Genomic DNA, 19,353 nt, shown 5'->3' on the forward strand with positions numbered 1-19,353 from the left:
ATCGTTGTAACGGATCGGGTGCGGCAAGACCGGACTTCAGCGACGGTTTCAGCTTACGGGTACGCGACGACTGGCGAAATGGCGCGAACGGCATGCGCGGCGACCCGTGACGTTCGGCCGGTGCGGCGTCACGGCGCTCAGGACAGAAACAGCGCGCGCTCGGCCTGGCGGCGCTTCGTGAGCCCCGCGAGCGGCTTGCCGCCGGCCTTGTTCCACACGAGGAACTGGTCGGCCGCGCGCGCGCGCGCGCCGGCGTTCAGGTAGCGCAGCAGCGTCGACGAGCGCAACCGTCCCGCGCCGAGATTGAAGACGAACGACATCAGCGCGTCGAACTGCTGCTGCGTGACCGGCACGTGCAGCAGCTTGCGCAGGTTCAGCTCGGCGCCGCGCAGGTCGCGGCGCAGCAGCGCCTCCGCTTCGGCGGGCGTGAGCGGGCGCGTGAAGCGCTCGTTCGGCAGGATCAGGTGCCCGTAGCCGATCGTCGGCTTGCCGACCGCGTCGAGATAGCGCGCGAGGCGCAGTCCCTCGAACTGCTTGATCAGCGCGATGCCCTGCGCACCGGTGCGTTCAGGCTGGTTCGCCATCGTCGTTCTCCTTGCTGCCCGGCCGTGCGCGCGGCACCAGGCGATGCGTGTATTCGTCGATCACGCGCATGATCGCTTCGGGCGGCGCGAGCGCCACGAACTGCATTTCGATGTCGATATGCTCGGTGTCGCGCTGCCGCGCGTTGCCCTGCGCGTCCTTTTTCGCCGAACGCGGCGCGAACGTCACGTAGAAGCGGCTGCGCTGGTCGTCGTTGCCCGCGACGCCGCCGGCCGGCAGCGCCTCGGTGAAGTCGCCGCGCACGGTCAGGTGCACGACCATCCGGTCGAGCGCGAGCCCGCGCGGCGTGGCGAGCGCGACGAGCGGCACCGGCATCGTGTGCTCCGCGTCGAGCGCGACCGTGACCTCGCGCGGCGCGAGCAGGCCGTCGTCGCGCAGGTCGAAGAACTGGTCGAGCACGGCCGTGTACTGGTGCGCGAGCAACTGGTTCGCGGCGGCGGCGGCGTGCTGCATCCCGCGCGCGATCTCGTCGAGCGCGATGCCGCGCGGCGGCGGGCGCGCGTCGTCGGCCGGCATGCCGGGCGGAGGGGCGGGTGGCGCTGGCGGGGCAGGCGGCAGGCTGCCGGCGGACGCGTCGGGCGTGGTGGCCGCTGGGTCATGCGTGCCCGCTGCGGCGCCGGCCGGCCAGCCGGCGCCATCGGGCGGCACGTGGCGCGTAGGATCGGCGCCTATCGCCGCCGGTGCGGCGGCACCCGCGCCCGCGTCGGCATGGTCCGCTGCCGGCGCGGCCGCCGGCGGGACCGGCCCGTCGGGTTCCTGCCGGACGCTGCCGCCGCCCGGACGCGGATTCCCGTCGTCGTGCGTGCCGCCTTCCGCGCGGCGCGACCGTCTGAAGAGCCTGAACATGGCCGGCCCGCGCGCTTACGCGTGCGCCGGCTGCCGGGCATCCGCACCGGCGGCGGCCGGCGCGGCCGCGCCGCCGCCGGATCCGGACGCGTCGCCGACCAGCTTGCCGTCGGTCGGCGTCGCCGGCAGCGGCTTCACGTCCTTCGCGTTGCCTTCGGTGACCACCGGCTTGGTCGCGGCTTCGGTCAGGAAGTCGATCACGCGCATCAGCGCTTCGGGCGGCGACTGGCGCTTCACCTGCGTATGGATCGAGTATTTCGCGCGCGTGTCGGTGCTGCGCGTCTGCTCCGCCTTGTGCGACACGCGCCCCGACACGCTCACGCTGATCGGCCCCCAGCCGAACTTCGCCTGGAATTCGCCGCCGGCCTCGGTCGACGACGACGACTTCTCCGACTGCGTGATCTCCATCTCGAAGTCGATCGTGCCTTCCTCGATCGCGATGATCGGGTGGACGATCGCCGCGAGCAGCGGGATGCGCATGGTCTTCTGCACGACGCCTTTCGACACGCCGCTTTCGTCCACCAGCGTCTCGTCGTAGTCGAACTGGACGGCCACGGCCTTGCCGCCCTGGATGCAGACCTGCATCAGGAAATCCGCGTAGCTCTTCGCGGCCTGCGTCTGCGCGCTGATCATCGCCTTTAACGGGCCGGCGATCATTTGGTCCATGGGTAAAGCGTTAATGACCGAGCCGATGAAATTCGCGTCCATGAATAAACTCCTCTTCGTGTCGAAGACAACGGAAATTCGTTGTCGTTATTCACGTTAGGAAATTAAAAACGGTTACCCAATATGACGTCCGTCACGGCCGGCGGCCCGGGCCGGCCCGCGACGGGCATCGGCGCGCGTGGCGGGGGCCCGGCGCGGACGGATTAGGCCATTCGTCACGGAGCGACGAGCCTAGTGCGCGGTGCGTGAAACAGCGGTAAAAAAACGCCGGGTAGGGAAGTAAAAAAAACAAACCGAGCAGCCCGATTTCGAGGAAACCGCGCAATGAACGTTCTAATGATCGATAGCCCGCCGTTATTCGTCGCGGGTGTGGCGGACGTACTGTGTAAACGCGATGTCAACTGGCATGTGTGGTCGGCTCGCTGTCCCGAGGACGTCTTGCGCCTGCGCGATGCGTTGCTGCCCGAGACGGTGGAGGCAATCACGATCGAATGCGACGAGCACGCCGCGCGGCCGAGCTGGCCGAACGTGCTGCACGAGACGTTCGCCGGTGCGCCGTGGCTGTGCGTGGCGACGGCCGTGTGCCGCCGCACGATTGCCGATGCGCTGCTGGCGGGGGCCGCCGGCATCATCGACCGGCACGCGAGCGCCGACGAGTTCGCGGATGCGCTAGGCCGGGTGGCGGCCGGCGCGATCTACGTGCCGCCGAACGACGGCGGCGCGACGCAGGCGCGCCCGGGCGGCCTGCCGGCCGGCGACGATCGTGCGTTCGAGCGCCTCACGCCGCGCCAGCGCGACGTGCTGCGCCTGTTGGCCGAAGGCAAGTCGAACAAGCAGATCTGCCGCGTGCTGAACGTCGCGGAGGGCACGATCAAGAATCATCTGTATGCGCTGTTTCGCCAGATCGGCGTGAGCAACCGGACCGAGGCCGCGTTGTGGCTCGCGCGCCACGTGTCGTCCGATTCATCCGGCTTCCCATTTGCGCCGGCCTGCCATGCGCCCGGCTGATGCGTGTGACGGGCGCACCGGCCGGGCCGGCGCGCGAGTTCGGCGTCGCGCTACGGCCGGGGCGCCTCGGGCGGGAGCGGATCGTCCGCGGCCGAGGGGACGGGATGGGCCGCGAGCATCGCGCGCGTGAACTCGGCGAGGCGCGCCCGGACGACGTCGGCGGACGCCGCGCCGTCGAGCGATTGCTGCAGGTCGAGCAGCCTCGCCGCCAGTTCGCCCTGCCATTGCGCGCGTTCGCCGGCCGCGCGCGCGCGATTCGCGGCGAGTGTCGCGCCGACCTCGGCCGAGCGATCGCCCTGCACGAGCGTCTCGAGCGTTTCGACGAGCCGCTGCAGCACGCGGTGCACGGCCGTCGCCGAGAAGCCGCCGAGCATCGCGAGCGCCGGCCGCCCGAAGCTGTGCATGCTGCCCTGCGCGAACAGTTGCGCCGGCAGCATCTCGACGAGGATCAGGCCGGCGATCACGCCGAGAATCAGCCGTGCACCGTACGATGCGTCGTACTTCGGATCGTAGGTTGACGCGGCGACATAGTGGTGCGCCTGGAACAGCGTCGCGAACGAGGCGCCGAGGCCTGCGCAGCACAGCAGGAACGTCGTGTTCCACAGCAGCTGCATGCCGTTGGATTGCAGGAAGCCGCGCTCGATGTTCTCGCCCGACACCTGCGGCGACAGGCTCGTCAGCACGACCGCGAGCAGGAAGCCGAGCGCCGAGCCAGTCAGCAGCCGGATCAGCGGGACCGGGCCGAGCCACGCGAACGGGTGCGCCTGGCGCCGGTGCATGTCGAGCAGCGTGACCGCTTGTGGCGTCGCGGGCGCGACGAGCGTCGCGAGCTTGCGGTGGATCGCGGCGAGCGCGTGCTGCTGCGCGGGCGCCAGCGGCGTGGCGGCCGATGCGCCGGCCGATGCGCCCGCCGAACAGGCGGCCGCGATCAGCGCCGCGAGCCGCGCGACGAGTTCGGGCTCGATCGGCAGCCCGTGATGGAGCGCATAGCGCGCCATCGCCTCGCATTCGTCGCACAGCTGCGCGGCGAGATCGTCTGGTGCGCGTGGCGCCGCCGGCATCGCCTGCCGTGCGCGCCAGCGGCCGAAGCGCGAGGCGCCCATGTCACGGTGTGCCGTCCGCGCCCGGCACGTCCACGTCGAACGCGTGGATTGCGACGCGTTCGCGATCCGAGCTCGACAGGTGACGCACGCACGGCGCTTCGGCGATGCGCTGCCAGCGCGTTCGCGTGCGGTCGACCGCGAACACGACGACTTCCTTCCGGCTGCGGCCGTCGTTGTGCGCGATGTATTGCAGCGAGTCGGGCACGTCGAACGCGCGATCGGTCGGATTCACGCCGTACGACAGCACGAAGTCGAGCACGAGTGCGCCGTCGTCGAGATGCGGCGGCTTGACGTCGTTGCCCGGATGCCGGCGCCATTTCAGGAAGTCGAGGCAGATGTCGATGCCGAACGGCGGCGCGTCACCGAGCCGGTTGTCGAAGCTGTCCGACAGGCGCGGGCCCTGGTACGGCGACGATGGCGGCGGCTCGGCCGTCGCGCTTTGCGGTGACACGTCGCTCGTCTTCAGCACCGTCACGAGCGTGCCGTCGTCGAGCCGGAACGTGTGGGCGAGCGGCGTGTCGGGCGCATCGACCGATTTGCCGTAGTCGATCCACGATGTATGCCGCTTCGGCCAGAGCGCGGCGCGGCGCGGCGCGTCGCCGTCGCCGTCGTCGTGCGCGAGCGGCGGCAGGAAATTGGTCGTCGCGAACGTGAAATTGAGCGATACGTATGGGCCGACGAGCATGCCGTTATCGGGCACGTCGGCCGCCGCCTCGTGCTTCACGAGCATCGCGACGGTGCCGGGCAGGAACACGATCGGCCCGTACTGTTGCACCGGAAAGCGATCTGCGATCGCGCCGATCGCGCGCCGCACCGGATCGAGCTGCAGGTCGACGAGCGCGTGGAGTTCGTCGACGTCGCGCAGCTCGTCCCACCGCACGTTCCAGTAGAACTCGGGCGCGGTCACGAACGTGACGGGCGGCGCATCGCCGTCTTGCGCGTCGCGACGCACGGCTTCGAACGCGCTCGACAGCGCGCCGCTCAGGTGATCGAGCGCGACCTGCTGCACGCGCGCCGCATAAGCTTCGAGATCTTCGTCGGGCGCACGCTTGGGTTTGCTGTCGCACGCATAGCGCACGGAAACGACTCGGACAGGCTGTTTCATGATCGGTTTCCTCTTTCTTCATGGCGGCGGCGCGGCGGGGCCACGCCGCCGCGGCTTCAGGTGGACGTGATGTCGGTGATCCAGAACCACGGGTTCGCGTACGGCCCGTCGACGACCTTCGCGACGGTTTGCCCGGGGCCCGGATCGAGCGTGCCGGGCACCCAGGTTTCGTAGTGGATCGGCGAGAAATACAGGCGGCCGAACACATAGTCGAACGCGATGCGCGCGCGATTGCCGCCGCGGAACAGCGTGTTCGTGCCGGCCGTGTATTCGACGTAGCCGGTCGTTTGCGTGTCGCCGCCGCGTCCGTTCGAATTCGCCTTGAACGTGCGCGCGTAGCGTTCGTACAGCTTCGCGCGCTCGGTGAGCCCGTCGAATGGGTCCGTCGACGTGCCGTATCCGAACGTCGGCAGGTAGCGCGGCGCGTTCTGGTGGATCTGCCGCATCGCCCCAAGCACGTCGCTGCCGATATGGCGCCCGGGCGGACCGCGATCGACGACGCGCGCGGACGTAGCGATTTCGGAAATCAGCGCCCGCAGCTCGGGCGGTGCGTCGAGCCGACCGAACGGAATCACGTACATCGGCAGCGTACAGCCGGTCTGCTGCTTGCCCGCGCGCGGCGTATCGCCGGCATTCGCGATCAGGCTCAGCACGAACGTTTCCCACCGCAGCGACGCATTGAAGTCGAGGCTTGACATGGCGTGCTCCGTCGTCGGCATCAGGCCGGATCGCCGAGCGGGAAGCCCTTGGCCGCCCAATTGTTGAAGCAGGCCGTGCGGTCGTCGTTCGGCGCGTAGGTCGCGAGCGTGCCGTCGAGCAGGCCGGCGATCGCGTGCGCGGTGCGCGCGAAGCGCAGCGCCTCGGACAACGCGATCACGAGCCGCGTGAGATCGGGCTTGAACGGCGCGAACTTCGATGCGTCTGCCGGCCGGACCTTCGACAGCGTCCACACGGCCTGATGGAGGTTGCTCGGATTGATCGCCGGCAACGGATCGGTCGCGTAGCCGAGCCAGCCGTACGAACCGTCGCCGCCGAGCGCCGTCGCGCCGGTCGGCGTGCCGCCCGGAAACGGCCGGATGTCGAACACGAAGGCCATGCCGCTCTGGCCGACGAAGCCGAGTGTGTACAGCGACGCGTCGACGGCGGGGCCGTCCTTCGCGGCTTGCCATGCGAGGTTCAGCAGCAGCGACACGCGCGGCGCGCCGGCGTCGTCATCGATCACGAGGTCGACGGCATGCCGCGTCGCGCGCGTGCCGTTCCGACGGATCGTGTCGCGGAGCGCCGCGAGATCGTCCTGGTAGTCACTGCCGGTGGTGAGTCGAAGTTGCACGATGTCCACTCCTGTCGATAACCCGGCGTCGCTCGGCCGTCGAGACGGCGCGCGGATCGAAGCGGACGCGCAGCCGTGTGGCCACTGTGCGCGGCGCGCGGCGGGTGAACAATGCGGCGGAAGTCATGGCCATCGGTGTGACCGAACACCCGGGAATCAGGCACCGGATGCGGCCGACGCAGGCGGCGCAGGATGTGCGGCGGCGTCACGCGACGCGCATGCGTCGTGTGACTGCGCATGAAGGCTTGGCAACTTCGACGGCGTGCTTCATGCGTCGTCGAGCAGCACGCCTGCGCCGCGCCGAAAAACACAACGGCCAGGCTTGCCGGCAGCGGCAAGCCTGGCCGTTGGCGTTGCTGCCGCCGAACGCGTGTTGCTCGAATGTGTCGAGTGCGATCAGGGTACCGATCGCCTGCCGGCGGTGAATCAGCCGCGGCGTGCTTACGCGACGTGCGCGACGCCGTATTGCGACGACAGATAGCGCCGGATGTCGGCCGGCGAATCGATGAAGCGGCGGCCGTCGTGTTCGCGAATCGCGACTGCGTCGTCCTTCGGCGTGCGCCCGTCGCCGAGCACGAGCACCGGCGCCGACTGGTTGTCCTCGCCGATCAGCGCGACGATCGGCTGGCGCGGCCGCGGCGCGTCGATATACTCGATCGCGACGGCGTCGCGCAGCTGCGGATAGAAGCTCAGCAGCCCTTCGACGGCGACCGAGTCGCCGCAGTAGAAAGGACCTTCGGAGTCCTTGAAAAAGCCGGGACGGAGAATGAACAGCGTGTCTTTCATGATGATCTCGCTATCGGTGGTGGTTGAACGTTGAAGTAAAAGGGTCGTGCGCGGTGAAGCAGGTGGCGCACGTGGCGTCGTCAGAATTCAGGCTTCCGCGAGCGCGGCGGCGGCCGCGGCGGCGCGCATTCTCGCGAAGCCGGCGTCGAGGTCGGCGATCATGTCGTCCGGATGCTCGAGCCCCGCGTGAATGCGCAGCAGCGGGCCGGCCGCGTTCCATTGCGTCGCAGTGCGCTGGCGCGACGGATTCGACGGGATGATCAGGCTTTCGAAGCCGCCCCAGCTGTAGCCCATGCCGAAGCACGTCATGCCGTCGAGCAGCGCGCGCACCGCATCGCCGGGCTGCGGATGCAGCACCAGGCCGAACAACCCGCACGCACCCGTGAAATCGCGCTGCCACAGCGCGTGGCCGGCGTCGCCCGGCCGCGCCGGATACAGGATATGCGCGACTTCCGGCTGCCGCGCGAGCCAGTCGGTCAGCACCTGCGCATTGCGCTGGTGACGTTCGAGGCGCACCGACAGCGTGCGCAGCCCGCGCAGCGCGAGATACGCATCGTCGCCGCTGACGGTCATCCCGAGCTGCCGGTAGCAGCGCGTCACCTGCTGCGCGAGCGCCTCGGTCGTCAGGATCACGCCCATCAGCACGTCGGAGTGTCCGGCGATGTATTTGGTCGCCGCGTGGATCGACACGTCGACGCCGTGCGAGAACGAGCGGAAATTCAGCGGCGTGCCCCACGTGTTGTCGAGCAGCACGACCGCGCCGTGCCGGTGAGCGACGCGGCAGATCGCGGGGATGTCCTGCACCTCGAACGTCAGCGAGCCCGGCGATTCGGTAAATACCGCGCGCGTGTTCGGCCGCATCAGCGCCGCGATGCCGGCGCCGATCGACGGATCGTAGTAGGTCGTCTCGATGCCGAGGCGGGCGAGCGTTTCGTCGCAGAACGAGCGGGTCGGGTCGTACACCGAATCGGCCATCAGCAGGTGATCGCCGGGATTCAGCACCGCGAGCAGCGCGGTCGTGATCGCGCTGAGCCCGCTCGGCGTCAGCAGCGCGGCATGTGCGCCCTCGAGGCGTGCCAGCGCCTTTTCGAGCGCCCGCGTGGTCGGGCTGCCGTGGCGTCCATATGCGAGCGGCGTGCCGCGCACGGCATCGAGCGCGTCGGTGCCGTGAAAGAGCAGCGTCGACTGGCGGTACACGGGCGGGTTCACCGGCGAGCCGGGCTGGCCGTGCGAGCGGCCTTCGTGAGCGAGCAGGGTGTCGGGCGAATGGAGGGAGGTCAAGATGGCGTCCTTTGAAGTTCGGTGGAATCGGAGCGAGGCCGTCGCGCGGTCAGTGCAGGATCTTGTCGAGGAAGTCGCGTGCGCGTTCGGAGCGCGGCGCGGCGAAGAACGCATCGCTCGCCGCATCCTCGACCACCGCGCCCTGGTCCATGAAGATCACGCGATGCGCGACCTTTCTCGCGAAGCCCATCTCGTGCGTGACGCACACCATCGTCATGCCGTCGCGCGCGAGCTCGACCATCACGTCGAGCACTTCGTTGATCATCTCGGGGTCGAGCGCGGAAGTCGGCTCGTCGAACAGCATCGCGACGGGGTTCATCGACAGCGCGCGTGCAATCGCGACGCGTTGCTGCTGCCCGCCGGACAATTGCCCCGGATACTTGTTCGCATGCGCCTTCAGGCCGACGCGATCGAGCAGCTTCATCGCGTTGTCGAGCGCTTCGTCCTTGCGGCGGCCGAGCACCTTGACCTGCGCGAGCGTCAGGTTGTCGGTGATCGACAGGTGCGGGAACAGCTCGAAATGCTGGAACACCATGCCGACCCGCGCGCGCAGTTGCGCGAGTTTCGCGGCGGGATCGCCGAGCCGCGTGCCGTCGACGACGATGCTGCCTTTCTGGAACGGCTCGAGGCCGTTGATCGTCTTGATCAGCGTCGACTTGCCGGAGCCCGACGGCCCGCAGACGACGACTACTTCGCCTTTCGATACCGCCGCGCTGCATGCGGAAAGGACCTGATGCTTGCCATACCACTTGGAAACGTTGTCGAGCGTGATCATGGGTTGTCCGTGGTGGAGGTTCGGGTTGAATGAGATGCGCAGGCTCAATGCGCGGACGGCAGCGACAGGCGCGTTTCGACGCGGCCCTGCAGCCGCGTGAGCAGCGTGCTCAGCACCCAGTAGAGCGCGGCGGCGGCGAGGTACAGCGGCAGCGGCTGGAACGTCGCGGCGATGACTTCCTGCGTCGAGCGCAGCAGCTCGGTGACGGTGATCACCGACACGAGCGACGTGTCCTTGATCAGGCTGATCAGCGTGTTGCCGAGGCTCGGCACCGCGAGGCGCAGCGCTTGCGGGCAGACGATGTAGCGCAGCGTCTGCACGTGCGTGAGGCCGAGGCTGTGCGCGGCCGCCCATTGCCCGCGGCCGATGCCGAGGATCGCGCCGCGCATGCTTTCCGACAGGTACGCGCCGGCGTTGAGCGTCAGCGTGAAGATGCCGGCCGTCGTCGGATCGAGCGTGATGCCGAGATCGGGCAGCCCGTAGTAGACGACGAACATCTGCACGAGCAGCGGCGTGCCGCGCATCAGGCTGACGTAGCCCTGCGCGAGACGGGATGCGAGCCGGTTGCTGCCGATGCGCATGATCGCGACCACGAGCCCGACGACGAGGCCGAGCGCCATCGACGCCACCGCGAACTTCAGCGTGAGCAGCGCGCCCTTCACCATCACGGGCAGGGTATGAATGACCAGATCGAATGCTTCCATCGCGTGTCTCCTGATTGTGTGTCGTGTGCCGCCGAGGGGCCGGGCCCGCGCGTTCGGGCGCACGGGCGCGTGACGGCTGCGTTATTGCGCGACCGGCCGCGTCGTGTCCGTGCCGAACCACTGCATCGAGATCTTCTTCAGCGTGCCGTCCTGCTGCAGCGACGCGACTGCGTCGTCGATCGCCTTCGCGAACTTCGGATTGCCCTTGCGGAACGGGATGCCCATCCGGTCCTCGCCGCCGGCGAGCACGGAGCCGGGCCGCAGCGGCAGGTGCGAGTTCTTGATCAGGTAGCTCAGCATCAGGCGGTCGTTGACCGCCGCGTCGATGCGTCCCGCCGCGAGGTCGCGCAGGTTTTCCGGCGTGCCCGGATAGACCTGCAGATCGATTGCGGGCACCGTCTTCACGAGATCGACGTAGTTGCTGCCCATCGTCACGCCGACCTTCTTGCCCTTCAGCTCGTCGAGCGACTTGAACGCACGCGTGTCGTTCCGGCGTTGCAGCAGCTGCGCGGACGAAAACACGTACGGCATGCTGAAGTCGAGCGCCTGCTGGCGCGACGGCGTGATTGCGACCTGGTTCACGATCACGTCGAACTTGCCGGCCTGCAGCCCGGCGAGAATCCCGCTCCATTCGGTCGTGACGAACTGCGGCTTCACGCCGAGCCGCGCGGCGACCGCCTTCGCGACGTCGACGTCGAATCCTTCGAGTTGTCCTTCTGCATTGCGGTAGTCGAACGGCGGGTAGGTGCCTTCGAGTGCGATCTTCAGCACGCCGGCCTGCTTGACGGTGTCGAGCAGATCCGCCGCGTGCGACGCCGTGGCCGCCACGCAGAGGAGGGCGGCGGCGAGGCCGTGCTTGAGCGTCGGGGTGAAGGGTTTCATGGTTGTCTCCGGGTGTTGTCGAAACGTCGTTGTCGAAATTTTTGGGCGTACGTATCCGCGGCGACGGGCGGTGTCGCCGTTGGGCAGCAGGCCGCAGTGGAAGGCGGCGCGGGAGAGGTGCGGCGAGAGACGGCGCGAGCCGTTTGCCGCGATGCGTTACGGCATGCGTTCGCGCACGGTGGCGTAACGGTGCGCGGCGAGGAGTTCAAGCATCGTGTTCATGAGTGCCCGTGCGGCTTGCGAGTGGGGTAGACCGGCGGCATCGTCGATGCGTATCCGGTGACGCAAATGCTGAACGACTGAGGGCAATCTTAGATTTGTCAAAAAGGAAAGTGCTTCCAAAAATGCACGGACTTTCCACGCGGCGTGGAATGTTTTTCTCCGTGCATCGAACACGGTGCAGGCGATCTGCTGCGGTTGCACGGGATGCGCAGCATCAGGTGCTACGCCGTGCTCGAGCGGTTGCTCCGAGCACTCATCGCCGAAAAGCAAAACGGCCAGGCATGCCGGTAGCGGCAAGCCTGGCCGTTGGCGTCCGGTCAGTCGAACGCGGCGCGAAGGCGCGTGCGTGTTACTCGAACGTTTCGAGCGCGAGCAGTTCGCCGATCGTTTGCCGGCGGCGGATCAGCCGCGGCGTGCCGCGATCGACCAGCACTTCAGGCGCGAGCGGCCGGCTGTTGTAGTTCGAGGACATCGATGCGCCGTATGCGCCCGCATCGTGCAGGAACAGCAGGTCGCCGATCTGCGGTTGCGCGAGCTTGCGGTGCGTGACTACGCCGCCCGCGTCCTGCGTGAACACGTCGCCGGATTCGCACAGCGGCCCCGCGATCGCGATGTCGACGAGCGGCCGGCCGGCCGGCAGCGCGCCGTCCGGCGCATGTACGGACACCGCGTGGTAGCTGCCGTACATCGACGGACGCATCAGGTCGTTGAAGCCCGCATCGATCAGCACGAAGTCGTGCTTCGGCCGATGGTTCACGGCCTGCACTTCGGTGACGAGCGTGCCGGCCTCGGCGACGAGGAAGCGGCCCGGCTCGATCTCGATGCGCACCGCATGGCCGAGATGCCGTTCGATCCGCTTGCGCGCCGCATCCCACTGGCTGAAGTAGTGGCCGACGTCCACGCGCGGCTCGCCGTCGCGATACGGAATCGACAGCCCGCCGCCGGCGGAAATCGCTTCGATGTCGTGGCCGAGCGACGTGACGAGGTCGACCATCGCGTCGCACACCTGCGACAGGTGGCCATAGTCGACGCCCGAGCCGATATGCATGTGGATGCCGACCAGCTTCAGCCCGTACTGGCGCACGATCTCGATCGCGCGCGGCACGTCGTCGATCCAGATCCCGTGCTTGCTTTGGGGGCCGCCGGTATTGGTCTTGTTGCTATGGCCGTGGCCGAAGCCGGGATTCACGCGCAGCCACACGCGATGGCCGGGCGCATGCTCGCCGACGCGTGCCAGCATGTCGAGCGAGCCGGCGTTCACGGTCACGCCGTGCTTCAGCACGGCGGCGAGCGTCGGACGGTCGATCAGGTCGGCCGTGAACACGACGCCTTCCGGATCGCCGGAAGCAGGACCGCCTGCCGGACTGAACCCCGCCGCGAGGCTGCGCTCGATCTCGCCGAGCGACACGGCGTCGACGCACACGCGTTCATCGCGCATCAGCTTCAGGATATGCAGGTTCGAGTTCGCTTTCTGCGCGTAGCGGATCACGTCGAACTGACGCAGTTGGGCGATGCGGTCGCGAATGACGTCGGCGTCGTACACCCACAGCGGGGTGCCGTATTGCTGGGCGAGCGTCGCGAGCTGGCGGGAATCGAGGGACATGGCGGAGGAACCGGAGCGAATGAACGAACAGCCTGAATGATGCGCCTGTTCGTCTATCCAGTAAAATGCCTGATTATCGATATTCGATTCATTTATGATATAGACGGCCATGCTTACACACCGGCACATCGAGGTTTTCCGCGCGCTGATGGTCACCGGCAGCACGACGCGTGCGGCCGAGATGCTCTATACGTCGCAGCCCACGATCAGCCGCGAGCTCGCGCGGATGGAGCAGGTGATCGGCTTCGCGCTGTTCGAGCGCTCGCATGGCCGGCTGCGGCCGACGATGGCCGCGCTCACGCTGTTCGACGACGTGCGGCTCGCGTATGTGGGGCTCGAGCGTGTCGCGGCGACGGCCGCGCGGCTGCGCGAGTTTCGCGACGGGCAGCTATCGGTGATCGCGTTGCCGGCGTTTTCGCACGCGATCCTGCCCGGCGCCTGCCGGCGCTTTCATGACGCGCATGCGGGCGTCAGCGTGTCGGTCGCGACGCAGGAGTCGCCGGTGCTCGAAGAGTGGCTGACCGCGCAGCGCTACGATCTCGGGCTGACTGAACACGACGTCGCGCCGGCCGGCACCGTGCTTACGCCGCTGCTCGAAGTCGACGAGGTGTGCGTGCTGCCCGACGGCCATCCGCTGCTCGCGCGGCGCGCGATCGATCTCGCGGATCTCGCCGATCGTCCGTTCGTGAGCCTGTCGCTGAACGACCCGTACCGGATCCTGATCGACGAGGCGTTCGCGCAGCTCGGCGTCGCGCCGCGTTCGGTGGTCGAGACGCCGTCGGCCGTGTCGGTGTGCGCGTTCGTGCGGCAGGGGCTCGGCGCCGCGATCGTCAATCCGCTGACCGCGCTCGATTTCGTCGGGCGCGACCTGCACGTGCGGCCGCTCACGCGCTCGTTTCCGTATCGCGTCAGCGTGATCGTGCCCGAGCACCGGCCGAAGAGCCTGCTCGTCGACGCCTTCGCCGATGCGCTGCGCGGCGAAGCGAAGGCGATTCGCGAACGGCTCGCCGCGCTGCCCGGCTGACGCCGGCCGTATGATGGGCGTTTCGATGTGCGTTCGATGTGCGATTTGCCGCGCACGGCGTCCTCCTCCTCGTCACCTTCACGGCAACGGAACCCGTCATGACCGACGCTTCGTATTCTCTCGAACAACCGACGCTTATCGGCGAGCGCATCGTGTTGCGGCCGCTCGAGGCAACCGACCGGCAGGCGCTGCTCGACGCTGCAGCGGACGGTGAACTATGGAATCTGAAGGTCACGGTCGTGCCGGGCCAGGACACGGTCGACGCCTATATCGACACCGCGCTGCAAGGCCGCGCGGCCGGCACGGTGATGCCGTTCCTGATCGTTGAGCGTGCGTCGGGCCGCGCGATTGGCAGCACGCGTTTCTGGAAGATCGACCGCAACAATCGCAAGCTCGAGATCGGCCATACGTGGCTGCGCGAATCGGCGCAGCGCACGCACGCGAATACCGAAGCGAAATGGTTGTTGCTCGCGTATGCGTTCGACACGCTGCACTGCGTGCGCGTGCAGTTCACGACCGACGAACTGAACGAGAAGTCACGCGCGGCGATTCTGCGGCTCGGCGCGAAGCAGGAAGGGATCGTGCGTCACGAACGGATCATGCCCGACGGCCGCAAGCGCAATTCGGTGCGCTTCAGCATCATCGATGACGAATGGCCCGAGGTGAGCGAGCGGTTGCGGGCGAAGCTCGCGACGTAACGCGAAGCGGGTGCCGCAGGCGTCGCGCCGCCGGAGAGGGGAACGGCGACGCGACGAGCGGGAAGCGGAGTGCCGCGCAGGTTGCGCGGCGGTTATCGCGTGACTCGCGTGACCGGCGTTACTGCGCCGATGCGAGGTGATGACGCTGCGCGAGCTTCTGCGCTTCCGCGTAGTGGGCCTGCAGGATCGGCAGCGACTGGCGTGCGACTTCCTTCAGCTTCGTGTCGCGGCCCGATGCGATTTCGGCCTGGAATGCCGAGATCGTTTTCTGCTGGCCGGCGAGCGCGACCTGCTCGATGTACGCCTTGTCGAATTCCGCGCCGCGCAGCGTCTTGATGCTGTCCAGCACGGTCGTGTCGGGGTCGTTGGCCGGCACGTCGATGCCGCGCGGGCTGGCCGCGCGCATCGACTGGATGATCTTCGCGTCGTCGGTCGACACGCGTTGCGCGAACGCCTTCACCTGGCTGTCCGACGTGCGCGAATCGGCGATGCGTGCGGCGTCGCGCTGCGTCGACACGGTTTTCGTGCCGTCCGTGATGAAGGTCTGGTCGGCTTCGTGGATACGCGTTTGCGTGGCGGCGGTCGGTGCGGCCGGCGCCGGTTGCGCGGTTTGCGCGGTCGCCGTCACGGCGACGAGAAGCAGGCCAGCGGCAGACAATGCAAGGCGCGAGATTTGGGGAAAGCGGTTCATGGGACCTCCTGTCGATCGGGGCTCTGATTAATGGGCGGATCGCGTGATCCGCGGCTGTGCGAGAGACCGGGCGCGCCCGGGCCGGACTCGTTCGCCGCTCTGCCGCGGCGGCGTTCGAAGTGTTTCCCGGCCCGACTGATTCTAGGAGAGCGCTCCCGTAGCAGGTGCAACCGCGCTGTGGTTTGTGTAACGGTTGGTAAGACCAATCGAGGGGTGTGCGCGCGGACAGGTAGGGCGTACCTGTCGAGCGCATCGTGGCGGCAATTTTTGCGTGCGCGACGCGCATGCAATGGATGCGATGTGCGCACGTGTCATCGGCGTTTCATCGATCGGTGTTTCATCGTCTTGCGGGCAGGGGATCGGGTGGGTGCGTCGCGATGCGTCGAATCAGAGCGCGCCATTCGCACCACACCGTCAAACGCGATCGAGCAGTGCGTCGAGACGCGGCAGCAATGGCGTTGCGCAATGCGCCTGCAACGCGTCGGGGGCCGTGTAACCCCATGCGACGCCCTGGAATGCGATGCGCGCACGACGCGCCGCTTCGGCATCGCGGATTTCATCGCCGACATACAGCACGTCGTCGGGCTGCATGCCCGCTTCGCGCACGAGCGCACGCAGCCGGCGCGCCTTGCCGAACAGCGGAATGCCGCAGGCGAACGTATCGACGCATCGGCTCGCGTGCGGGCCGAGCCGGTCGCGCACGATGTCCTCGGTGTTCGACGTCGCGATCGCGATGCGGATGCCGCGCGCGGCGAGTGCATCGAAGGTCGCGTCGACGCCCGGGAACAGCTTCACATGCGCGATGCGCGGCCGCATCAGCCGGCGCATGTCGATCGTCACGCGCGGCACTTTCCACATCGGCACCTCGAGCGCGCGGATGATTTCGCGCGCCGACATGCCGCGCAGCGCGGGGCGCAACTCGGGCGTCGCGTCGCGAAAGCCGTGCATGCGCGACGCTTCGGTGAGCGCCGCGAGAAAGCAGTCGAGCGAATCGGCGAGGGTGCCGTCGAAGTCGAACGCGATGAGTCGATAGGGCATGAAGTGATGCGGCAGGTTCGTCGAGCCGCCGACGATATCACTGAATTCAGCTTCGTTGCCTGCACGACGGGTCGCGCATGATGCGGGTGATCGGCAGCAGGAAGGTGGGGCGATTGACGCTACGCGTAGTGATAGCGGCAGGACACGATGCTGATCTGAAGATCGTCCGCTTCGTAGACGAGACGGTTCGTATCGTCGATGCGGCGTGACCAGAAACCGGACAGATTGGCCTTCAGCGGTTCGGGTTTGCCGATGCCTTCGAACGGCGTCCGTTGGGCTTCGCGAATGAGCTGGTTGATGCGCTTGAGCGTCTTGCGATCTTGCCCTTGCCAATAAACGTAGTCGTCCCACGCGTCGGAAGTAAAGAGCACGCGGCGTACGCTCATTCATCGTCCTCCGCCAGCTTGTGCTCTTTCGCCTTGCCCTTGCGCAATTGCGCGATCGAGCGTTCGAGGTGGGCGACGTTGGCCGGCGAGCGGAGCAGGTGAACCGTCTCCATCAGGCTGTCGTAGTATTCCTGCGACATGATGACGGCGTTCGGCGCGTCGCGACGTGTGATGAGCGTCACATCCGCGTCGTCGACGACCTGGTCGATGACCGTCTTGAGATTGCCGCGGGCATCCGAAAAGTGAATCGTGCGCATGATTGACTCCACTTGTACTCTAAACCGTACAAGTATAGCACGGGCGAGTTTACTGTACAGAATGGTGTACATGTCGAGTTAGGCCTCGCTTGTCGCGTACCCCGCGCCGCGCTATCGTTGCTGCTCCACCCCGACCCGACCGGAGAGCCGACGTGCCCGCAGCCCCAACCGCCACGCTGAGATTTTCCACCGACAAGCGCGAACTCGACATCGATGCGATCTTCGATTTCCTGCATCGCGACGCGTACTGGTCGCAGGGTATTCCGCGCGACGTCGTCGAGCGTGCGATCGACGGCTCGCTGTGCTTCGGCGCGTATGTCGGCGACCGGCTCGTCGGGTTCGCGCGGCTCGTGACCGATCACGCGACGTTTGCGTACCTCTGCGACGTATTCGTGTTGCCGGCCGAGCGCGGCAACGGCTACGGCCGCGCGCTGATCGATCACGTGTTCGCGCAGCCGATGGTGCAAGGCCTGCGCCGCATCATGCTCGCGACGACCGATGCGCATGAGCTGTACCGGCCGGTCGGGTTCGGGCCGCCCGCGAATCCCGAGCGGCTGATGGAGATCCGCCGCACCGACATCTACGCGAAGCGCTGACGCGCGGCGAGCGCATACAATACGCGCTTTCGTTTTTGCCGAAGGAAAGCAGATCATGACCGAACAGGAAGCCGAACAGCTCGCCACGCATCGTCACTACAAGGGCGGGCTGTATCGCTACATCGGCGTCGCCCGTCACTCCGAAACCGAGGAATCGGTGGTCGTGTACGAGCATCTGTGGCCGCACGCGCGCGGCCTGTGGGTACGCCCGGAAGCGATGTTCAACGAGAACCTGCCGGATGGCACCCCGCGTTTTCGCAAGCTGCGCGACTGAGCGGTAGGCGGCTGGCAACGAGCGCGTCGCCGCACACGCGGAAGCGGCAAGCGGCAAACCCCACGCGCATCACCGACGCTCGGCGCTCAGCGTGAATCCGCCGGCCTCAAGCGCCGGCCAGCGCCTTCGTCAATTCGGGCGGCGCGTGCGCGACCGTCACGTCCGGCGTGCCATGCCACGCCGCCAGTCGCTTCACGGCCTTCGCGACGTCGGCAGCGATTCCCGTGCCGAACCGCACGCCCGGCTCGACATGCACGGCCTTCAACTCGAACGTGCCGAGCATGCGATGCGCTTTCGCGTCGACGCGCCCGATCAGCCGGCCGCGATGCAGCACCGGCAGGCAGAAATAGCCATAACGCCGCTTGTGCGCCGGCGTATAGCACTCGATCGTGTAGTCGAACCCGAACAGCGTCGACGCACGCCGGCGGTCCCACACCACCGGATCGAACGGCGACAGCAGCGTCGTGACCGTCGAGCGCAGCGTGTCGGCCGCGGCCGCCGGCAGCAGCGCTTCGAGCGAGCGATGCACGTAGGCCGGCTCCTTCCAGCCGGCGATCTCCACCGGAATCAACTCGCCCGCGCCAGCGAGGTGCTCGAGCTCCGCGCGGTACGAACGGCGCGGCAGCCGGTAGTAATCGGCCACCCAGTCCGCGCGCACGACGCCGAGCGCGCGGCACGTGTAGTCGAGCAGCGCGGGCAGCACCGCGTCGCGCGGCGGCAGGTCGCGCGCATCGTCCCAGCCGGGCAGCACGCGCTCGCGCACGTCGTAGATGCGCTGGAAATTACGGCGTTCTGACACCATCAGCTCGCCGGTCGTGAACAGCACTTCCAGATGTTTCTTCTCCGGCTTGCGGTCCCACCATCCGTTGCCCTTCACGCCGTCCTCGCGAATGAAATCCGCCGACCGAACCGGGCCTTCGTCGCGAATCCGCGCGAGCAGCCGTTCGATGTCGGCGCGGTTCTGTTCGTGCCATTCGGCCGCGTATTTCCAGCCCATCCCCGACGGATCGAGCATCTTGTAGCGCATCAGCCCGAATTGCTCGATCGGCAGGAAGCACGCTTCGTGCGACCAGTATTCGAACAGGCGCGCCTCGGCGAGATGTTCGTCGAGCCATTGCGGGGCAAAGTCGCCGAGTCGGCTGAACAGCACGAGATACGGGCTGCGCGCGACGACGTGAATGGTATCGATCTGTAGCTGCGCCATCCGGCGGATCGTGTCGAGCACGTCGGCCTTGGTGGCCTTGCGGCGGGGCGGGGTCAGCAGGCCCTGCGCGGCGAGATGCAGCGTGCGGGCGGCGGCAGGCGAAAGCGTAAGCATCGGAGCGGCGGCTGAGGGTGACGGTCGGGCACCACTTTAGCGCGAAAGCGGCGCACGTGTGCGGCCCGCCCGCGCCCGGCGTCTGACAATGCTTGACAGATGCGCGGCGCGACATTCCTTATAGTGCGGACATGGCGCGACGAATGATGCGCGCAAC

At 67.6% G+C, this 19,353-nt stretch carries 24 protein-coding genes; 5 read left to right on the plus strand and 19 right to left on the minus strand.

The window, feature by feature from the left end:
* Positions 1-137 precede the first annotated feature (137 nt).
* From FFI87_RS20640 to FFI87_RS20650, 3 genes are read right to left on the minus strand one after another with little or no spacing between them, the layout of a single operon-like run.
* Entirely contained in the window at positions 138-584 is a 447-nt protein-coding gene (locus FFI87_RS20640; RefSeq protein WP_006751360.1) for a lysozyme, read from the minus strand.
* A complete protein-coding gene (locus FFI87_RS34915) occupies positions 568-1,449 on the minus strand; it encodes a DUF2589 domain-containing protein (protein ID WP_261378622.1) in 882 nt (293 codons plus the stop codon). Before FFI87_RS34915 ends, FFI87_RS20640 begins: the two co-directional genes overlap by 17 nt.
* A 15-nt stretch (positions 1,450-1,464) precedes the next feature.
* The gene (locus FFI87_RS20650; protein WP_138849303.1) at positions 1,465-2,157 is read right to left on the minus strand and encodes a DUF2589 domain-containing protein; all 693 of its coding nucleotides are present in this window, start codon (positions 2,155-2,157) and stop codon (positions 1,465-1,467) included.
* A gap of 282 nt (positions 2,158-2,439) precedes the next feature.
* Here FFI87_RS20650 and FFI87_RS20655 point away from each other — a divergent pair, with 282 nt between their 5' ends.
* Positions 2,440-3,123, plus strand: coding sequence for a helix-turn-helix transcriptional regulator (locus FFI87_RS20655; protein WP_012366523.1), 684 nt, complete (start codon positions 2,440-2,442; stop codon positions 3,121-3,123).
* Positions 3,124-3,173: 50 nt separating this feature from the next.
* On the opposite strand, the gene FFI87_RS20660 is transcribed toward FFI87_RS20655, so the two are convergent.
* From FFI87_RS20660 to lysA, 11 genes are all read right to left on the minus strand, one after another.
* On the minus strand, positions 3,174-4,226 hold the full coding sequence (locus FFI87_RS20660) for a hypothetical protein (protein WP_138849302.1): 1,053 nt from the start codon (positions 4,224-4,226) through the stop codon (positions 3,174-3,176).
* Between the two features lies 1 nt (position 4,227).
* Positions 4,228-5,331, minus strand: a complete 1,104-nt coding sequence (locus FFI87_RS20665) for a hypothetical protein (RefSeq protein WP_138849301.1) — start codon at positions 5,329-5,331, stop codon at positions 4,228-4,230.
* Between the two features lie 56 nt (positions 5,332-5,387).
* Positions 5,388-6,029, minus strand: a complete 642-nt coding sequence (locus FFI87_RS20670) for a hypothetical protein (protein ID WP_138849300.1) — start codon at positions 6,027-6,029, stop codon at positions 5,388-5,390.
* 20 nt (positions 6,030-6,049) lie between these two features.
* A complete protein-coding gene (locus FFI87_RS20675) occupies positions 6,050-6,661 on the minus strand; it encodes a ribosome-inactivating family protein (RefSeq protein ID WP_012366519.1) in 612 nt (203 codons plus the stop codon).
* A 441-nt stretch (positions 6,662-7,102) separates the two neighbouring features.
* Positions 7,103-7,447 (minus strand): DUF3088 domain-containing protein, encoded by a 345-nt coding sequence (locus FFI87_RS20680; protein ID WP_138849299.1) that lies wholly within the window; start codon positions 7,445-7,447, stop codon positions 7,103-7,105.
* A gap of 87 nt (positions 7,448-7,534) precedes the next feature.
* Positions 7,535-8,728 carry a cystathionine beta-lyase gene (gene metC / locus FFI87_RS20685; protein ID WP_138849298.1) on the minus strand — a complete coding sequence of 398 codons (1,194 nt, stop codon included), beginning with the start codon at positions 8,726-8,728 and terminating at the stop codon, positions 7,535-7,537.
* Between the two features lie 49 nt (positions 8,729-8,777).
* On the minus strand, positions 8,778-9,503 hold the full coding sequence (locus FFI87_RS20690; protein ID WP_012366516.1) for an amino acid ABC transporter ATP-binding protein: 726 nt from the start codon (positions 9,501-9,503) through the stop codon (positions 8,778-8,780).
* A gap of 44 nt (positions 9,504-9,547) precedes the next feature.
* A complete protein-coding gene (locus FFI87_RS20695) occupies positions 9,548-10,207 on the minus strand; it encodes an amino acid ABC transporter permease (RefSeq protein ID WP_138849297.1) in 660 nt (219 codons plus the stop codon).
* Positions 10,208-10,288: 81 nt separating this feature from the next.
* On the minus strand, positions 10,289-11,089 hold the full coding sequence (locus FFI87_RS20700) for a transporter substrate-binding domain-containing protein (protein ID WP_012366514.1): 801 nt from the start codon (positions 11,087-11,089) through the stop codon (positions 10,289-10,291).
* A gap of 156 nt (positions 11,090-11,245) precedes the next feature.
* Positions 11,246-11,512 (minus strand): hypothetical protein, encoded by a 267-nt coding sequence (locus tag FFI87_RS20705; protein WP_138849296.1) that lies wholly within the window; start codon positions 11,510-11,512, stop codon positions 11,246-11,248.
* 148 nt (positions 11,513-11,660) lie between these two features.
* The gene (gene lysA, locus FFI87_RS20710; RefSeq protein ID WP_138849295.1) at positions 11,661-12,914 is read right to left on the minus strand and encodes a diaminopimelate decarboxylase; all 1,254 of its coding nucleotides are present in this window, start codon (positions 12,912-12,914) and stop codon (positions 11,661-11,663) included.
* Positions 12,915-13,023: 109 nt separating this feature from the next.
* Here lysA and FFI87_RS20715 point away from each other — a divergent pair, with 109 nt between their 5' ends.
* Positions 13,024-13,938, plus strand: a complete 915-nt coding sequence (locus tag FFI87_RS20715) for a LysR family transcriptional regulator (RefSeq protein ID WP_012366512.1) — start codon at positions 13,024-13,026, stop codon at positions 13,936-13,938.
* A 98-nt stretch (positions 13,939-14,036) separates the two neighbouring features.
* The gene (locus tag FFI87_RS20720) at positions 14,037-14,636 is read left to right on the plus strand and encodes a GNAT family N-acetyltransferase (RefSeq protein ID WP_138849293.1); all 600 of its coding nucleotides are present in this window, start codon (positions 14,037-14,039) and stop codon (positions 14,634-14,636) included.
* Positions 14,637-14,754: 118 nt separating this feature from the next.
* Here FFI87_RS20720 and FFI87_RS20725 read toward each other — a convergent pair whose 3' ends face one another.
* The 4 genes from FFI87_RS20725 to FFI87_RS20740 form a co-directional block, all read right to left on the minus strand.
* Positions 14,755-15,327 carry a DUF4142 domain-containing protein gene (locus FFI87_RS20725; protein WP_138849291.1) on the minus strand — a complete coding sequence of 191 codons (573 nt, stop codon included), beginning with the start codon at positions 15,325-15,327 and terminating at the stop codon, positions 14,755-14,757.
* A gap of 414 nt (positions 15,328-15,741) precedes the next feature.
* Positions 15,742-16,365, minus strand: a complete 624-nt coding sequence (locus FFI87_RS20730) for an HAD hydrolase-like protein (RefSeq protein ID WP_105830446.1) — start codon at positions 16,363-16,365, stop codon at positions 15,742-15,744.
* Between the two features lie 119 nt (positions 16,366-16,484).
* Positions 16,485-16,751, minus strand: coding sequence for a Txe/YoeB family addiction module toxin (locus FFI87_RS20735; protein WP_012366508.1), 267 nt, complete (start codon positions 16,749-16,751; stop codon positions 16,485-16,487).
* A complete protein-coding gene (locus FFI87_RS20740; protein WP_012366507.1) occupies positions 16,748-17,008 on the minus strand; it encodes a type II toxin-antitoxin system Phd/YefM family antitoxin in 261 nt (86 codons plus the stop codon). The genes FFI87_RS20735 and FFI87_RS20740 overlap by 4 nt, the downstream gene beginning before the upstream one ends.
* A gap of 152 nt (positions 17,009-17,160) precedes the next feature.
* On the opposite strand from FFI87_RS20740, the gene FFI87_RS20745 reads away from it, so the two are divergent.
* Positions 17,161-17,604: a GNAT family N-acetyltransferase gene (locus FFI87_RS20745; protein WP_138849289.1), complete on the plus strand. Its 444-nt coding sequence runs from the start codon at positions 17,161-17,163 to the stop codon at positions 17,602-17,604.
* A 55-nt stretch (positions 17,605-17,659) separates the two neighbouring features.
* Positions 17,660-17,878, plus strand: a complete 219-nt coding sequence (locus FFI87_RS20750; RefSeq protein ID WP_006751720.1) for a DUF1653 domain-containing protein — start codon at positions 17,660-17,662, stop codon at positions 17,876-17,878.
* A gap of 106 nt (positions 17,879-17,984) precedes the next feature.
* Here the strand turns inward: FFI87_RS20750 and FFI87_RS20755 are convergent, their stop codons facing one another.
* Complete coding sequence (locus tag FFI87_RS20755) at positions 17,985-19,196, minus strand: winged helix-turn-helix domain-containing protein (protein WP_138849287.1); 1,212 nt, start codon at positions 19,194-19,196, stop codon at positions 17,985-17,987.
* Positions 19,197-19,353: the final 157 nt, after the last annotated feature.

This window comes from Burkholderia sp. KBS0801, assembly GCF_005937855.2.
In the GTDB taxonomy this organism is placed as follows: domain Bacteria; phylum Pseudomonadota; class Gammaproteobacteria; order Burkholderiales; family Burkholderiaceae; genus Burkholderia; species Burkholderia ambifaria.

Coding starts and splice junctions, on each gene's coding strand:
- FFI87_RS20640 (WP_006751360.1), bottom strand. CDS start 584: ATGGCGAACCAGCCTGAACGCACCGGTGCGCAGGGCATCGCGCTGATC.
- FFI87_RS34915 (WP_261378622.1), bottom strand. CDS start 1,449: ATGTTCAGGCTCTTCAGACGGTCGCGCCGCGCGGAAGGCGGCACGCAC.
- FFI87_RS20650 (WP_138849303.1), bottom strand. CDS start 2,157: ATGGACGCGAATTTCATCGGCTCGGTCATTAACGCTTTACCCATGGAC.
- FFI87_RS20655 (WP_012366523.1), top strand. CDS start 2,440: ATGAACGTTCTAATGATCGATAGCCCGCCGTTATTCGTCGCGGGTGTG.
- FFI87_RS20660 (WP_138849302.1), bottom strand. CDS start 4,226: ATGGGCGCCTCGCGCTTCGGCCGCTGGCGCGCACGGCAGGCGATGCCG.
- FFI87_RS20665 (WP_138849301.1), bottom strand. CDS start 5,331: ATGAAACAGCCTGTCCGAGTCGTTTCCGTGCGCTATGCGTGCGACAGC.
- FFI87_RS20670 (WP_138849300.1), bottom strand. CDS start 6,029: ATGTCAAGCCTCGACTTCAATGCGTCGCTGCGGTGGGAAACGTTCGTG.
- FFI87_RS20680 (WP_138849299.1), bottom strand. CDS start 7,447: ATGAAAGACACGCTGTTCATTCTCCGTCCCGGCTTTTTCAAGGACTCC.
- FFI87_RS20690 (WP_012366516.1), bottom strand. CDS start 9,503: ATGATCACGCTCGACAACGTTTCCAAGTGGTATGGCAAGCATCAGGTC.
- FFI87_RS20695 (WP_138849297.1), bottom strand. CDS start 10,207: ATGGAAGCATTCGATCTGGTCATTCATACCCTGCCCGTGATGGTGAAG.
- FFI87_RS20700 (WP_012366514.1), bottom strand. CDS start 11,089: ATGAAACCCTTCACCCCGACGCTCAAGCACGGCCTCGCCGCCGCCCTC.
- lysA (WP_138849295.1), bottom strand. CDS start 12,914: ATGTCCCTCGATTCCCGCCAGCTCGCGACGCTCGCCCAGCAATACGGC.
- FFI87_RS20715 (WP_012366512.1), top strand. CDS start 13,024: ATGCTTACACACCGGCACATCGAGGTTTTCCGCGCGCTGATGGTCACC.
- FFI87_RS20720 (WP_138849293.1), top strand. CDS start 14,037: ATGACCGACGCTTCGTATTCTCTCGAACAACCGACGCTTATCGGCGAG.
- FFI87_RS20725 (WP_138849291.1), bottom strand. CDS start 15,327: ATGAACCGCTTTCCCCAAATCTCGCGCCTTGCATTGTCTGCCGCTGGC.
- FFI87_RS20730 (WP_105830446.1), bottom strand. CDS start 16,365: ATGCCCTATCGACTCATCGCGTTCGACTTCGACGGCACCCTCGCCGAT.
- FFI87_RS20735 (WP_012366508.1), bottom strand. CDS start 16,751: ATGAGCGTACGCCGCGTGCTCTTTACTTCCGACGCGTGGGACGACTAC.
- FFI87_RS20740 (WP_012366507.1), bottom strand. CDS start 17,008: ATGCGCACGATTCACTTTTCGGATGCCCGCGGCAATCTCAAGACGGTC.
- FFI87_RS20750 (WP_006751720.1), top strand. CDS start 17,660: ATGACCGAACAGGAAGCCGAACAGCTCGCCACGCATCGTCACTACAAG.
- FFI87_RS20755 (WP_138849287.1), bottom strand. CDS start 19,196: ATGCTTACGCTTTCGCCTGCCGCCGCCCGCACGCTGCATCTCGCCGCG.